13 protein-coding genes are annotated in these 14,315 nt (G+C 68.3%); 6 read left to right on the forward strand and 7 right to left on the reverse strand.

Annotated features, from left to right (window positions below; translation table 11 throughout):
• Positions 1-475 (forward strand): RDD family protein (locus tag D472_RS0116975; RefSeq protein WP_017605671.1); only part of this gene is annotated, 475 nt, incomplete at its 5' end.
• A gap of 3 nt (positions 476-478) precedes the next feature.
• Here D472_RS0116975 and D472_RS0116980 read toward each other — a convergent pair.
• Positions 479-1,780, reverse strand: coding sequence for a hypothetical protein (locus D472_RS0116980; RefSeq protein ID WP_017605672.1), 1,302 nt, complete (start codon positions 1,778-1,780; stop codon positions 479-481).
• 133 nt (positions 1,781-1,913) lie between these two features.
• Entirely contained in the window at positions 1,914-3,068 is a 1,155-nt protein-coding gene (locus tag D472_RS0116985) for an FIST signal transduction protein (protein ID WP_193373479.1), read from the reverse strand.
• A 129-nt stretch (positions 3,069-3,197) separates the two neighbouring features.
• Here D472_RS0116985 and D472_RS0116990 point away from each other — a divergent pair, with 129 nt between their 5' ends.
• Positions 3,198-4,619 carry a sigma 54-interacting transcriptional regulator gene (locus tag D472_RS0116990; protein ID WP_026117790.1) on the forward strand — a complete coding sequence of 474 codons (1,422 nt, stop codon included), beginning with the start codon at positions 3,198-3,200 and terminating at the stop codon, positions 4,617-4,619.
• A gap of 11 nt (positions 4,620-4,630) precedes the next feature.
• A complete protein-coding gene (locus D472_RS0116995) occupies positions 4,631-5,761 on the forward strand; it encodes a VWA domain-containing protein (protein ID WP_033304096.1) in 1,131 nt (376 codons plus the stop codon).
• Between the two features lie 71 nt (positions 5,762-5,832).
• Here D472_RS0116995 and D472_RS0117000 read toward each other — a convergent pair whose 3' ends face one another.
• Both D472_RS0117000 and D472_RS0117005 read right to left on the reverse strand, forming a co-directional pair.
• Positions 5,833-6,648: a GntR family transcriptional regulator gene (locus D472_RS0117000; RefSeq protein ID WP_017605676.1), complete on the reverse strand. Its 816-nt coding sequence runs from the start codon at positions 6,646-6,648 to the stop codon at positions 5,833-5,835.
• 142 nt (positions 6,649-6,790) lie between these two features.
• Complete coding sequence (locus D472_RS0117005; RefSeq protein ID WP_017605677.1) at positions 6,791-7,528, reverse strand: GntR family transcriptional regulator; 738 nt, start codon at positions 7,526-7,528, stop codon at positions 6,791-6,793.
• A 248-nt stretch (positions 7,529-7,776) separates the two neighbouring features.
• Here D472_RS0117005 and D472_RS0117015 point away from each other — a divergent pair, with 248 nt between their 5' ends.
• Positions 7,777-8,016 carry a hypothetical protein gene (locus D472_RS0117015; protein ID WP_017605679.1) on the forward strand — a complete coding sequence of 80 codons (240 nt, stop codon included), beginning with the start codon at positions 7,777-7,779 and terminating at the stop codon, positions 8,014-8,016.
• Positions 8,017-8,178: 162 nt separating this feature from the next.
• Here the strand turns inward: D472_RS0117015 and D472_RS0117020 are convergent, their stop codons facing one another.
• The 3 genes from D472_RS0117020 to D472_RS0117030 form a co-directional block, all read right to left on the reverse strand.
• Complete coding sequence (locus D472_RS0117020) at positions 8,179-9,324, reverse strand: cystathionine gamma-synthase (protein WP_017605680.1); 1,146 nt, start codon at positions 9,322-9,324, stop codon at positions 8,179-8,181.
• An 83-nt stretch (positions 9,325-9,407) separates the two neighbouring features.
• Positions 9,408-10,136: an acyltransferase gene (locus D472_RS0117025; protein WP_026117791.1), complete on the reverse strand. Its 729-nt coding sequence runs from the start codon at positions 10,134-10,136 to the stop codon at positions 9,408-9,410.
• Positions 10,137-10,283: 147 nt separating this feature from the next.
• Positions 10,284-11,651 (reverse strand): cystathionine beta-synthase, encoded by a 1,368-nt coding sequence (locus D472_RS0117030; RefSeq protein WP_017605682.1) that lies wholly within the window; start codon positions 11,649-11,651, stop codon positions 10,284-10,286.
• Positions 11,652-11,906: 255 nt separating this feature from the next.
• Between D472_RS0117030 and D472_RS0117035 the strand changes: the two genes are divergently transcribed.
• Both D472_RS0117035 and D472_RS0117040 read left to right on the forward strand, forming a co-directional pair.
• The gene (locus D472_RS0117035) at positions 11,907-12,977 is read left to right on the forward strand and encodes an SGNH/GDSL hydrolase family protein (RefSeq protein WP_017605683.1); all 1,071 of its coding nucleotides are present in this window, start codon (positions 11,907-11,909) and stop codon (positions 12,975-12,977) included.
• A gap of 39 nt (positions 12,978-13,016) precedes the next feature.
• Positions 13,017-14,237 carry an acetyl-CoA C-acetyltransferase gene (locus D472_RS0117040; RefSeq protein ID WP_017605684.1) on the forward strand — a complete coding sequence of 407 codons (1,221 nt, stop codon included), beginning with the start codon at positions 13,017-13,019 and terminating at the stop codon, positions 14,235-14,237.
• Positions 14,238-14,315: the final 78 nt, after the last annotated feature.

Genomic DNA, 14,315 nt, shown 5'->3' on the forward strand with positions numbered 1-14,315 from the left:
GGGTCCGCCCCAGGGAGTGCGCCCGGCCGGTTTCGGCTCGCGACTGACCGCCCGACTCATCGACTACGTGTTGGCCTTCCTCGCGGCCTCGGCCTTCTTCGTCGTGATGCTCCTGCTCGTGGTGATCCTGACCGGGTCGTCCGAAACCACCGACGCGGAGGGCGAGGTGTGGGCCTTCCTGCTCATCTTCGGTTGGGGTGTACTGCTCTTCTTCTACGACTGGCTGTACCTGATCACTTGGGGGCGCACCCTCGGCAAGATGATGGTGGGTATCAAGGTGGTCGACGCCGCGAACGGTGGCAAGCTCACCCAGGGTCAAGCCATCGGCCGGGCCGCCATGTTCTGCGTCCCCCAGTCGCTGCCGTGTTTGGGCCAGGTCTTCTCGCTCTCCGAGTCCCTGGCCATGTTGGGTGACGACCGGGCACGGGCCCTGCACGATCGCGTGGCCGGAACCATGGTGATCCACACTCGTTGATGGTCAGGGCCGGTCGGTCGAACACCTGGGGGCCTGGGAACCGCCTTGGGCGAAAGCCGCCGGGACGTAGTGGCCCTCTCCGATCCGATACCACAGGTCGCTGGTGCCCTCCGGGCCTGTGACCGAGTCTCCGCTGACCTGACAGGACACGTCGACGTTGGCCTTGTGCGCGGCCGATCCGACGATGTCGTGGTGTGTGCCCGGCCCGGTGCGCACGATCACCGGGTCCTTTCCGGTGGCCGTGGTGATCTCGGCACGCTCGCGGTACTGGGCGGTCCACAGGTAGTCGACCTGGACCCATCCGTTGGTGGGTAGTCGGAGCCCCTGCTCGAAGGCTCCGTCCGCCAGGTCGATGCCGGCGGGGTTCCGTACCCGTCGACCGAATCCGTCCAGGCCACCGTTGTACCCCTCGGTGTAGGCGGCTTCGGCTTGGGGACGCCCGCGTTCGAGGCCACGCCAGGACTGGCGTTCCTCGTTCCAGTGGTCGTCATCGATGTTCCAGGGCCCCACGTCCCACACGGGCAGGTAGGCACAGCGTGGAGTGTGGCCCTCGGTCTCGCCCGAGGCTTCGGGGCCGAGTTCGCCGGTACCGCACACCCGGACGGTGTACTCTCCGCCGCCCCGGGTGGCCAGGCCACGACGGGAGGGCAGGGCGACGAAGTGGTCGTCGGGACGCACGACGTGGCCATTGGCGGTGGTTCCGCCCACCAATCCGATGCGGGTGGCGAACAGGCGAGCGGAGTATGGGCGGGGTACGTCGTCGATCTTCGCACTGGCGCCGTTCTCCTTCGCGACCTCGGAGTTCTCCGCCGGACGCACGCGCACCCCGGTGATGGAGACGTCGGCGTCCTGTTCAAAGGAGGACATCTCGATGCGAAGCTGGACCCGGGTGACCGTCTCGGGAAGCACTACCCGGCCTTCCTCCGCCCCGAGCGGATACCACTCGGTCCACATGCCGTCGGAGCGGCCGCCCCGTGCTTCGGTCGAAATCCGCCCCTGGTCGCCGGTGGTGTCCATGGTCACGTCGATGACGTCGGTGGGTGCCTCCAGTTCCTGCTCGGGGAAGGTGGCCGACCCGGTGCGCCGTACGGTGGCGTCCAGGCGGGAGGAGGCCCCCAGTTCCTCGGTGGCGTCCAAGCGCAATGCTCCTGAGTCCAGTGTCAGCCCGACCCGGTCGGTGGAGGCCAGGTCCTGTTCGGACCAGCGGGGCGCCGCGACGGCCGTTCCCTGGGCGACCCAGGGTGCCAGGAGAATGAAAGCCCCAAGAAGCGCCCAAGTCGATGCGGTGCGCCGTTTCCGCGCCATCGTTCCTTCTCTCGCCAAGCACACGAAGTAGCCATTTCGGTCACTACCAGTAACCATTCGAGTGCGGGCACACTCAAGGAAGCCGTGTCGAGTGTTGATGAGGGGACGGTAAAGTTCCGCTTCTACTTGGACCTCAGGGAGCGAAGGCCAGCAGGCAGGCGGTGAACCCGTGCACGTGGTTCACCCCTGATACCGGGCCGATCTCCCCCGCTGCGAAGAAACCCGCCACCGGTGCGGTGCCGAGGATCCGTTGGACCGCGAGCACGTCGTGGTCGGGCCGCGAAAACAGGTTCGCGCCCCGGCCGTTGCAGGAGAACAACAACCCCGCGCCGACCGCGTGAGCGGCCCCGAACTCGGTCAGTCGACGGGCCAGGTCCTCATCCGCGGTGCTCGCGTCACGTACCTGGAAGCGGACGGTCTGGCCGACCTCCACCATGTCTTGGATGGTGAGCGCGCCTATCTCGGGATCGGCCCCTACCAGGGACCGGACGAGGAAGTCACCCTGCTCGTGCTGGTCGGCGTACTCGTCGATCGCGACTCCGACGTGCAACCCCTGCTCGGCCAATTCCCGATCCTCGTCGGAGAGCTCTTCGACCAACCGCTCCAGCTTTTCGTAGGCGTTCTCCCCGGCCAGTTCCAGCAGAAGGTTGCCCTCGGCCTTGGTGACGGTCATGTGCGGCCCGACCGGTCGACAGCCCTGGCTGACCACGGTGCCCAACACGCCCTCGCCACCGATCAGCACACCGATGGCCCCGTTCTGTGCCACCTCACCGTCACAGAAGAGCCGTACCGAGCCCTCACCGCGCAGCCCGTCGGCCATCCCACCGATCAGCGGCAACCCGCCCAAGGCCGCGGTGGTCTCACGGACGAACCCCTGGGTGGGGAACTCGTAGGGGTTGGTGAGCAAGATGCCGGCCCGGTCGGCCGGACCCGGTTCGCGCATACCCACCACAGCGAGGTTGCCGTCCTCCACCACGGTGTCCAGGCGAAAGGGTGTGAGTTCCACCCCGGGAAGATTCGCCCCCCACACGCTCACCGCGCCTTGACCCTCCACACCACGGCCGTCACCGAGCACCCCGGTGGCGCTGCACCCCAGGGTGATGGCGCTCCCGGACAGTTCCATGACCCGTTCGCCCGCGAGCGTGACCTCCTCGGGGTCCACCCCACTGACGAAGAAGCAGACGAGATCGGCGGGGCCGTCCATCCGTTCCAAGGCCTGTAGGACGGCGCGCTCGGCCGCGTTCACGAGGTCGGCTCCCGTCGTCAGAGCATCGCCGAACCTTGCCACTGCCACCCCTGCCTTCACCCACCACGTCGCCGGCCGTGGAACCTGGCCGTCCCATTCTTCCATCCGTACTCCAAACAGGGTTTTCCTGCATCTGGCCCCTCAAACGCCCACGGGCCTACACTGCTTGCCGTGACCCATGCCACTCCCCCTCCGGTCCGACTCCCGCGCACACTCGGCGCTCTGCGCGAGTCCGGCCATGTCTACCGGTCGATCGCGGCCGAGGTACGGGAGAACCTCCTGGCCCGCATGGGCGAAGGAGTGCCCCGCTTCCCAGGGATGCACGGCTTCGACGACACGGTGCTGCCCCAATTGGAGCGAGCGTTGATCGCCGGGCACGACGTGGTACTGCTGGGCGAGCGAGGCCAGGGCAAGACCCGGTTGATCAGGACCATCGCGGGACTCCTCGACGAATGGTCACCGACGGTGGCCGGCTGCCCGATCAACGACCACCCCTTCGCACCCGTGTGTCCGACGTGTACTCGTCGGGCCGAGGCTCAAGGGGACGGGCTCCCGGTCCGGTGGCGGCACCGGGACGAACGCTACGGCGAGAAACTCGCCACCCCCGACACCGGTACCGGCGAACTGATCGGTGACGTGGACCCGGCCCGGCTCGCCGAGGGCCGTTCCCTGGGCGACCCGGAAACCATCCACTACGGACTGCTGCCGCGCGCCAACCGGGGGGTCTTCTGCGTCAACGAACTACCGGACCTGCCCGCCCGGGCCCAGGTGGCGTTGTTCAACGTGTTGGAGGAGCGTGACCTCCAGGTGCGCGGCTACGCCCTGCGGCTGCCCTTGGACCTTCTGTTGGTGGCCAGCGCCAACCCGGAGGACTACACCAGCCGGGGCCGGATCGTCACCCCGCTCAAGGACCGTTTCAGTGCCCAGGTGCGCACCCACTATCCCCCCGACCTCGATCACGAACTGGCCTTGCTGCGTCAGGAGGCCGACCTACCCGAAGGGAGCGTCGTTCCCTCCCACCTGTGGGAATCGGTCGCACGCTTCGCTCGCCTGGTGCGCGATTCCAACCGGGTGGACCAGTGGTCGGGGGTCTCGGTGCGACTCACCGTGGCCGCCATCGAGACCGTCGCCGCCTCGGCGCTGCGTCGGGCCGCCCTGGTCCACGAGGAGGTTCCGGTGGCTCGCGTGTGCGATCTGGCCGGGGTGGTCGAACCGCTTCTGGGCAAGGTGGAGTTCGAGGCCGGCGCGCAGGGACGTGAGGCGTCCCTTCTGGAGACCCTGTTGCGACGAGGCGTGGCGGAGACCTTCCGCTCTCGGTTGGGTGAAACCGACCTGGGACCGTTGAGCGACCGTTTCTCCGGTGGCGGCACGGTGGAGAGCGGCGACCTGGTGAGCGCCACGGAATTGCTGCGCAGGGTGGGGGTGGTGCCAGGGCTGGCCGGACTGATCGAACGCGCGGCCCCGGAGACCGAGGACGGCCCGCCCACCCCGGGATTGGCCGCGGCGGTGGTGGAGTTCGCCCTGGAAGGCCTGTACTTGGAACGGCGGCTGTCCAAGGACATCGCGCCCGACGGGGGCGTGTATCGGTTCTGATGGGTGGTGGGATGAGGTTTCGGTACCGGGCCTACATGGGCGGCCCCGATCCGTTGGTCGAGGAAGGGCCACCGAAGGAGGCCGTGCGGGGCGCCGACGAACCGCGGGCGTTGATCGCCTTCGAACGCACCGACCGGGAACCGTCCGAAGCGGAGGAAGCGACGCCGGCCGCCGCGGAGGACGCCTTGGGTCGTTACTCCGACGGTGAGCGGGCCGTCATGGACGAGGGCGATCCGACGGTGCCGGGTTCGCGGGGACGTGAGCGACCGAACCCGCTGGACGAGGCCGCTCACGGGCTGAGTCCACGCGAGTTGCGCCGGTTGGGCGAGGTGGCGTTGACCGAGATCGAGACGGCCTCCGTCCGGACTCGGGGAGGGCACCGGGGTGGGTTCGCCCAGGGTGAGGAACCGACCGGGCGGAGCGTGCCTCACGATGGACTCGACCGCACCCTGGACGCGGTCGCCACCCTGCGAGCGGCGATGCTGCGCCGAGCCGCCGAAGACGGCCTCGGGGCGGGCCAGGGCGAGTCGCTCGACGCAAAGGATCTGCGCTACGCCGAGACCGAGCCGGCGGGCGCCGCCGCGGTGTGCCTACTGGTCGACCTGTCCCACTCGATGACCACACGCGGACTGCACGATGCGGCCACTCGCACCGCCCTGGCCCTGCACACCCTGGTGCGGACCAGGCGACCCCAGGACCGGCTCCTGGTGATCGGGTTCGGCGACCACGCGCGGGCGATGACCCCGGCGGACCTGGTCGAACACGACTGGCGCCGGGTGCCCGGTACCAACCTTCAGCACGCCTTGCGTCTGGCTCGGGAACACTCTCGTCGACATCGAGGGCTGCGTCCGGTGATCATGGTGGTCACCGACGGAGAGCCCACCGCGTACCTGGGCGAAGACGGCGACGCCCGGTTCGCGTGGCCGCCCACCCCGCGCACGGTGGAGGTCACCACCGCGGAGTTGGACGCGACGCTGACCGAAGGGGCCGACGTGACGTTCTTTCTGTTGGCCGACGATCCTCGGTTACGTGCCTTCCGAGCGTTGCTGCGGCGTCGGCGGGGTGTGCGCGTGGTGGAGGCCGACGCCGAAGCCCTGGGCCCCTTGGTCGTCGACCGCTACCTGGGTCGTGCCGTTCGCTGAGGCCGGGGGAGGACCGTTCGGGCGTCGTCGGGACCTGTCCACGGGCGGGCCAAGGCCCGGAACGAGCACGGCTAACGCTCAAAGATGTTGACGTCCGAGGCCAACAGGAGGAGTTCCTCCGGAGCGGCACCTCCCGCGTAGAGGAGTTGGTGGTTGTTGGCGGGCATGAGCGTCTCGGTGAAGCGCAACGGCCGCTCACCCTCGTAGACCACGCGTTCTTGGACCAGCAGAGGGATGCCCGGGCCGAGACCGAAGGCGTCCGCCTCGCCCTGAGAGGGCATGCGTGCGCCCACGATGTCCCAATTCCATTCTTCGTGGAATCCCAGTTCGCGCATGGCCGCGCCCACGCCCTCCTCCAGGCGTTCGGGAGACATCAACACGGTTCCACCGGCGATGTCGTAGGGAAGGTAGGTGACCTGGGACTGCCACAGGCCGCCGTCGAGGAAGCGATTCGAGGAACGGATGACGACGAGTCCGCCATGTTCGTCATCGTTCTCACCGGCGTCGCGGCGCAGCCGTTTGGCCACCTTCGGGCGCATGGTGTCCAGGCTGACCTTGATCTTCTCGTCGACGTCGGGACGATCGGCCCCGCCCGCCCTGGCGCGGTCCTCCATCGCCGAGCGCTGGGCCTGGCCGCCGGCGGAGACCGGAGAGGCCAGGTGGACGGTCGGTCGGTGGTCGGAGACGAAGGCACCGCGTCCGGGGACGATGGCGATGCGCCCCTCGTCCTGGAGGATGCGCATCCCCAGGCGAGCGGTGGCTCGGGAGACCCCGAGGTCCTCGGCCAGGTCCTCCTCCCCGGGCAGGCGTTCTCCTGGTTCGTAGTCGCCCTTGGCCAGGGCCTCCCGCAGGTGATCGGCGACAAAGGACTTCTTCGACGTGCTCATCGGTTCTTCGGGCGTGAACCCTGTCCTTCAGGGCCGGGAGGAAACGCCCTCTCCCTTCCAGCTGTAGCCATGGCCGTCCGCTTCTTCAGGGCGGAGGCACGTGCTCGTGTCCAACGCCCTGGACGGTTCCATGGGCGGTGGTTCAGTCCCGGTGGTAGGCCTTGAGGTCGCCGTGCTCGAACTGGTAGCGGATGCTGTGCCCGGCATACACAGTGTGCACCAGACGAATGGGACGTTCTTCGGAGTAGTCGGTCCGGTGGACGTTGAGTACCGGGACCCCGGGAGGAAGGTCCAACTGCCCGGCCTCCTGGGGGGTGGGCATACGGGTCTCGAGTTCGTCCACGTAGCCCACCTGGCGATGACCGTGCTCCATGAGGACCTCCAGTGCGCTCTCCACGTCCTCGGGCAGCATGAGCGGGGTACCCTCGACCAGGTCCATGGGGTAGAACGCGGAGCTGATGGAGCCGGAACGGTCCCCGGCGAAGGAGAAACGGTGCATGCGCCGCACGACCGTCATGGTGCCTTCGGGAACGCGAAGTCGAGGAGCGATGTCGGAGTCCGCGCTGAGGAGTTGGAGTTCCTCCAGGGTCGGGCCGCTGAGGTTGGACTCGTTCAACCCCCCCGGGCCGCCCTTGCTGCGGGTCGCGTAGAAGATCTCGGGGACCACGTCCTGCACGTAGTGTCCGCGCCCGGGCCGGCTGAGGATGAGGCCCTGGTTGCGCAACATGCCCAGGGCCAGGCGGATGGTGTTGCGAGACGCCTCGAAACGCTCTTCCAGCTGCTTCTCGGAAGGAAGCTGACCGCCAGGAGGAAGGCTTCCCTCCTGGATCTCCCTGCGCAGAGTTCGAGCGATCTGTCGATATCGGCTTTCTGCCCGCATAACTCCGCCCTCTGGGGGGTAAAAAACCAACAAGTCAACCTGTACCAACAAGCTGAGTGGCACACCAGCCGAACAAGTCCAACCGGTTCTGCTGACCCCATCTTAGATGAAGGCCACCTTCAGCATACGAAGGACCTGGCCTTCGGCACGAGAAAGGAGAGCATGAGCTCCGCCCCACCGCCCTCTCGGATCACAGGGGGCCCGATCAGGAACTGAGATTCCTCCCTCACCCCAGAGGAGACCACGTCATGGAGACCACCTTCATCGCCCTGACCTTCATCGGACTACTCCTGCTCGGTCTGGTGGTCGGTTTCTTCCTGGCCATCTCCATCGGTATTCGCCGCCAGGACAACCGGGGCCGCTACCGTTCCCTTCGCGACGAGGAGAACGACAGCGCCCTCTCCCACACCGGACGTTACGTCTGCGGTCTGCGCTTTCGCGACGACACCGCCAAGGCCGCCCAAGACCGTGCGCCCACCACGGCCTGAGCCCTTCCCCAAACCCTCCTCCGGCTCGTCCGACCACCCGCCCTCATCGACCTTCCGCCCCGGCGACGCGGAATGATCGTGAGACCGAAGAACGCCCTGACGGGTCCGGCGGCGGAGCCGTCAGGGTCCGCGCGGCGGAGCCGCACGGACCCCGGAAAGGGATCAGCCCTCCAAGGCCTGCGACAGGTCGGCGACCAGGTCGTCACCGGACTCGATGCCCACGGAGATCCGCACCAGATCGGCGGGGACCTCCAGCGCCGAACCGGCCGTCGAGGCGTGGGTCATCCGCCCCGGGTGCTCGATGAGGGACTCGACCCCGCCCAGGGACTCTCCCAAGGTGAAGACCTTGGTCCGTTCGCATAGTTCCAGTGCCGCCTTCTCCCCACCGCGCACGGCGAAGGAGACCATTCCGCCGAAGGAACGCATCTGCCGCTCGGCGACCTTGTGCCCCGGATGGTCCCCCAGCCCCGGGTAGTACACCTGTCGCACCGCCGGGTGACCCTCGAGGGCGGCCACGACGCGCTCGGCGTTCTCGCTGTGGCGGTCCATCCGCACCCCCAGGGTCTTGACTCCGCGCAGCGTCAACCAGGAGTCGAAGGGACCCGGAACGGCTCCCATGGTGTTCTGGTGGAAGGCCAGCCGCTCACCCAGTTCCGCGTCGGACACGACCAGCGCTCCACCGACCACGTCGGAGTGCCCACCGATGTACTTGGTGGTGGAGTGCACGACCACGTCCGCGCCCAGCGTCAGCGGCTGTTGCAGGTAGGGCGAGGCGAACGTGTTGTCGACCACGTACAGCGCACCACCGTCGTGCGCGATCTGGGCGACCGTTTCGATGTCGGTGATGTTCAACAGCGGGTTGGTGGGCGTCTCGGTCCACACGACCTTGGTGTTCGGGCGCATGGCCTCGCGCACCGCGTCCACGTCGCTCTGATCGACCGCGTCCCAGGTCACGCCCCAGCGTTCGACCACCTTCGAGACCAAGCGGAAGGTGCCCCCGTAGGCGTCGCCCGGAATGATGATGTGGTCACCCGGCGAGAGGACCGCGCGCAGGAGGGTGTCCTCGGCGGCCATGCCGGAGGCGAAGGCGAGCCCACGTGCCCCGGCTTCCAGGGCCGCCAGGCATTCCTCCAGCGCGGTTCGGGTGGGGTTGGCGGTGCGGGAGTACTCGTATCCCTGCCGCATACCGCCCACGCCGTCCTGGACGTAGGTACTCGTCTGGTAGATCGGCACCACAACGGCGCCGGTGCCGGCGTCCGGCTCCTGCCCCGCGTGGATGGCCAGCGTTTCAAACCCATCGAACTTCATGTGGCCACCATAGTGCCCCTGTTCCCCACCGGACCTACCGTCATCTGGGAGGTCTCACGCTTCGGGACGGCTCCACCGGAGGTTCAGGCCGGCGGGAAACGCGTGGACGATCCGGGTTCGGGCGGCGCCGTGGGGGCCTGTGGGGACGTCCCGGTGGCCCGGGTGGGCACGCGGGTCGGAGTCCCGGTGCCGCGTAGGGGCGGGTCCCAGCCGAGTTCGGGGTCGTAACCGCGTACGACCTTGCCGGGGACACCGGCGATGACCGAGTGATCCGGATAGGTGCCGGGACGGACCACCGTTCCCGCGGCGACCACGGAGTTCCTGCCCAGGTGGACACCGGGCAGGATGACCGAGTTCGCGCCGAGCCAGGTTCCGTCGCCGATACTCACCGGGTCGTCCACGGGCCACTGGAGACCGACCGGGATCTCGGTGTTGGCGTAGGCGTGGTTCTGGTCGGTGATGTAGACGTAGGGCCCGGTGTAGACGTGGTCGCCGATGTCCACCGAGCGGTGAGCGACGATGTGGGAGCCACGACCGATCGCACAGCCCGAGCCGATGCGCACGACGGTGCCCTCGCCGAGATCGTAGTCGGGACCCATGCCGGCGGCCAGGGTGATGTCCCCACCCAGGATGGTGTGCACCCCGATCTCGATCCAGGGTTCGCCGTACAAAGTGGCGATGGGGAAGGCGATGGCCGAGCCGTCCCCGAAGCGGGCGAACTTGCCGGCCGCTTTGGAACCGGCTCGAATCTGACCGTGGTCCCGCGCATACGACCAGGCGGAACGGATGATCCAGGAGAAGAGCCGCGACACGGGGGCACCCACTTATTACCGGACAGTAATGTCAACGCGAAGATTAGCAGTGTCCGATTATGCGGCACTATGTCCAGTGCTTGGACCCCGGGGCCCGAGCGGCGCTCGGTTCCGAGCGGCCCACGGAAGGCCGCCCGGAACCTACGATCAGCCGGAGAGGTGGGCCAGCAAGTCCTGTCGGGTGAGAATCCCCACCGGCTTGCCGTCACGCAGCACCACCAGGGCACCCGAGGTGCGCAGCAGCCGCACGCAGTCGCTCACCGGGGTACCGGTGCCGACCGTGGCCAACGGCTTGCCCATGTGGGTCTCCACCAGGTCGTCCAGCTCGGCGCGGCCGTCGAAGAGGGCGTCCAACAGGTCGCGTTCGGCGATGGAGCCCACGACCTCGGCCGCCATGACCGGCGGCTCCTCCTTCATCACCGGCACCTGGGAGACGCCGTACTCGCGCATGATCGCCACGGCGGTACCGACGGTTTCGTCCGGGTGGCTGTGGACGAAGTCGGGCAACTCGCCTTCCTTGTCCGCCAGCACCTGGCCTGCGGTGGCCTCCTCGGTCTCGGCGGACAAGAAGCCGTAGTCGGCCATCCACTCGTCGTTGAAGATCTTGCCGAGGTAGCCACGGCCACCGTCGGGCAGCAGAACGACGATGACGTCGTCCGGGCCCGCGTTCTCGGCCACGCGCAGGGCCGCCTCGACCGCCAGGCCGCAGGAGCCGCCCACCAGCAGGCCCTCCTCCTTGGCCAGCCGGCGGGTCATCAGGAACGAATCCTTGTCGCTGATCGCCACGATCTCGTCGCAGATCGCCGTGTCATAGGTGCCGGGCCAGATGTCCTCGCCCACGCCCTCGACCAGGTAGGGACGGCCGGTGCCGCCCGAGTAGACCGAACCCTCGGGGTCCGCGCCCACGACCTGCACGCGCCCCTGGGAGGCCTCCTTGAGGTACCGGCCGGTGCCACTGATGGTGCCCCCGGTACCGATGCCCGCCACGAAGTGCGTGATGCGCCCCTCGGTCTGCTCCCAGATCTCCGGGCCCGTGGAGTGGTAGTGCGACTCCGGGTTGTTCTGGTTCTCGTACTGGTTGGGCTTCCAGGCGTTCGGAATCTCCTGGGCCAGCCGGTCCGAGACCGAGTAGTAGGAGTCGGGGTGTTCCGGGGCCACGGTGGTCGGGCAGACCACGACCTCCGCACCGTAGGCGCGCAGCACCGACAACTTGTCCGGGCCGACCTTGTCCGGGCAGACGAAGACGCAGCGGTAGCCCTTCTCCTGGGCGACCATGGCCAGGCCGATACCGGTGTTGCCGGAGGTGGGCTCCACGATGGTGCCGCCCGGTTTGAGGGCACCGCTCTTCTCCGCTGCCTCGACCATGCGCAGCGCGATACGGTCCTTCACCGATCCGCCCGGGTTGAAGTACTCGACCTTGGCCAGGATCGTCGGGGCCAACCCCTCGCTGACCTTCCGCAGACGAACCAACGGGGTGTCCCCGACCAGGTCGATGAGTGAGTCATATACCCGCAACTTCGCTCCTTCGCATAGTGGCGCCCGGGTCGTCGGTCCGCCTGTGACGCATGTTCCCCGGTGACTCCCGAGGCGGATGGGACCGGTCCGGTCCCCACACTCTGAACTCTAACGCCCGTAACCAGCGAATTCGGCGTGCCGGAACCACTCTCCCCGACGTGCGCTACACCTGGCCCGCAGGCGCTGATCGTGTGCCTTCGAGGTACGTGACCCCACGGTCACCCGGCGGTAACTTCGGGTATGGGGGGTGTTGCGATGCTGAGAGCCTCGCGAGCGCGACGCATCGCCGCCGCCACCGCGTTCGGTGGAGGCGGCCTGACACTCGTGGGCGGAGGCACGGTGGCCCTGCTCTACCTCCAGGCCAAGCTGGCCAAGAGCGCGATCGGACACACCCGGTGGCTCAGGCCCCAGGCCGATGGTGTCTACGGGGACGGCGCCGGCCCACCGCTGCGCCTGTTGATGGTCGGTGACTCCACCGCCGCCGGCTTCGCCGTGTCCCAGGCCCACGAGACCCCTGGCGCGATGTTGGCCGCGGGGCTCGCCGCCGCGTCCGAACGCCCGGTGCTACTGCGTTGCACGGCCACTCCCGGCGCGACCTCGGCCGATCTGGCCGGTCAGGTCGCGCGGGCCGGCGCCCACCTGCCGGGCGGCCACTTCGACGTGGCGGTGGTCTTCATCGGGGCCAACGACGTCATTCGCCGGGTACGACCCAACGACGCGGTCGCCGCTCTACGCGAGGTCACGCGAAGCCTGGTCGATCAGGGCACACCCGTGGTGGTGGCGACCTGCCCGGACCTGGGCACGGTGCGCCCCATCGGCTGGCCGCTGCGCTCGGTGGCCCGCCGGGCTTCCCGACAGTTGGCGGCGGCACAGACGATCGCGGTCACCGAGGTCGGTGGACGGACGGTCTCGCTGAGCGACCTGCTCTCAGACGATTTTCGGTCCGATCCAGTTTCCATGTTCGGGCCAGACCGTTTTCATCCGTCAGCTCGCGGGTACGCTCAGGCCGCGTTCGCCATCCTGCCGTCCGCCTGCGCCGCGCTGAAGTTGCTTCCCGAACTCGACGAGCACGAGCGCACCCGCGACATCCTTCCGGTGGACCGAGCCGCCGTGGTGGCCGCCCAGACCCCGGGTACAGAGGTCTCAAGAGCCGCTGACCAGCACTCGGACGGGCTCCGGACCGGGTGGGCCGCCCTCATTCGCGGCCCCTTCCGTGCCCGGCTCCCGGCCCGCGCCACGACCCCGGATCAGCCGGATGAGGTGGCGGCTCCGGCGAACGCGCCTAGGTCGACCCCGAGTGGCGCGCGAAGGCGCCAGCCGGGTTAACTGGTCAGTAACAACGTGACCCGAACAAGGACGAGGAACATGCCCGAAGCAGTCATCGTCGCCACCGCGCGCTCTCCGATCGGCCGGGCCTTCAAGGGCTCCCTGAAGGACATGCGTCCAGACGACCTGGCCACCCAGACCATCGCCGCCGCCCTGGCCAAGGTCCCCGAACTGGACCCCACGAGCATCGACGACCTCATGCTCGGTTGTGGTCTGCCCGGGGGCGAGCAGGGCTTCAACATGGCCCGCATCGTGGCCGTGCAGCTGGGTCTGGACACCGTCCCGGGCGCCACCATCACCCGGTACTGCTCCTCTTCGCTGCAGACCACCCGGATGGCCTACCACGCCATCAAGGCAGGCGAGGGCGACGTGTTCATCTCCGCCGGAGTGGAGACCGTCAGCCGTTTCATCAACGGCAACAGCGACGACCAACAGAACGAGAACCCGCTCTTCGCGGACGCCAAGGCACGCACCGAGAAGCGCAAGGAGGGCGGCCAGGGCACCTGGACCGACCCGCGTGAGAACGGCGAGCTCCCCGACGCCTACATCGAGATGGGCCAGACCGCCGAGAACGTCGCCGAGATCACCGGCGTTTCCCGGCAGCGCCAGGACGAGTTCGCCGTCCGTTCGCAAAACCTCGCCGAGAAGTCGATCGACAACGGCTTCTGGGAGCGCGAGATCAGCCCGGTGACCCTGCCCGACGGCACCGTCGTCAGCACCGACGACGGCATCCGTCGCGGCACCACCTACGAGAAGGTTTCGCAGCTCAAGCCGGTGTTCCGCCCCGACGGAACGGTCACCGCCGGTAACGCCTGCCCGCTCAACGACGGCGCCTCCGCGCTGGTCATCATGAGCGACACCAAGGCCAAGCAGCTGGGCCTCACTCCGCTGGCCCGGATCGTCTCCACCGGCGTGACCGGTCTGAGCCCCGAGATCATGGGCCTGGGCCCGGTCGAGGCCTCCAAGCAGGCCTTGGCCCGCGCCAACATGGCCATCGGTGACATCGATCTGGTCGAACTCAACGAGGCCTTCGCCGCCCAGGTGCTGCCCTCCGCCGACCAGCTGGGCATCGACGTCGACTCGCAGCTGAACGTCAACGGTGGCGCCATCGCCATCGGGCACCCCTTCGGCAGCACCGGTGCCCGGATCACCGGCACCCTGCTCAACGGTCTCCGTTTCCACGACAAGACCTTCGGTCTGGAGACCATGTGCGTGGGTGGCGGCCAGGGCATGGCGGCCGTCTTCGAGCGCCTGAGCTGATCCGGCGCGGAACCTCCGTGGAGGACTCCGGCCCCGGGCCCCGGACCGAAAAAGGTCCGGGGCTCCTTTCCTTCGGGT

The sequence above is a fragment of the Nocardiopsis alkaliphila YIM 80379 genome, from assembly GCF_000341005.1.
Classification (GTDB): domain Bacteria; phylum Actinomycetota; class Actinomycetes; order Streptosporangiales; family Streptosporangiaceae; genus Nocardiopsis; species Nocardiopsis alkaliphila.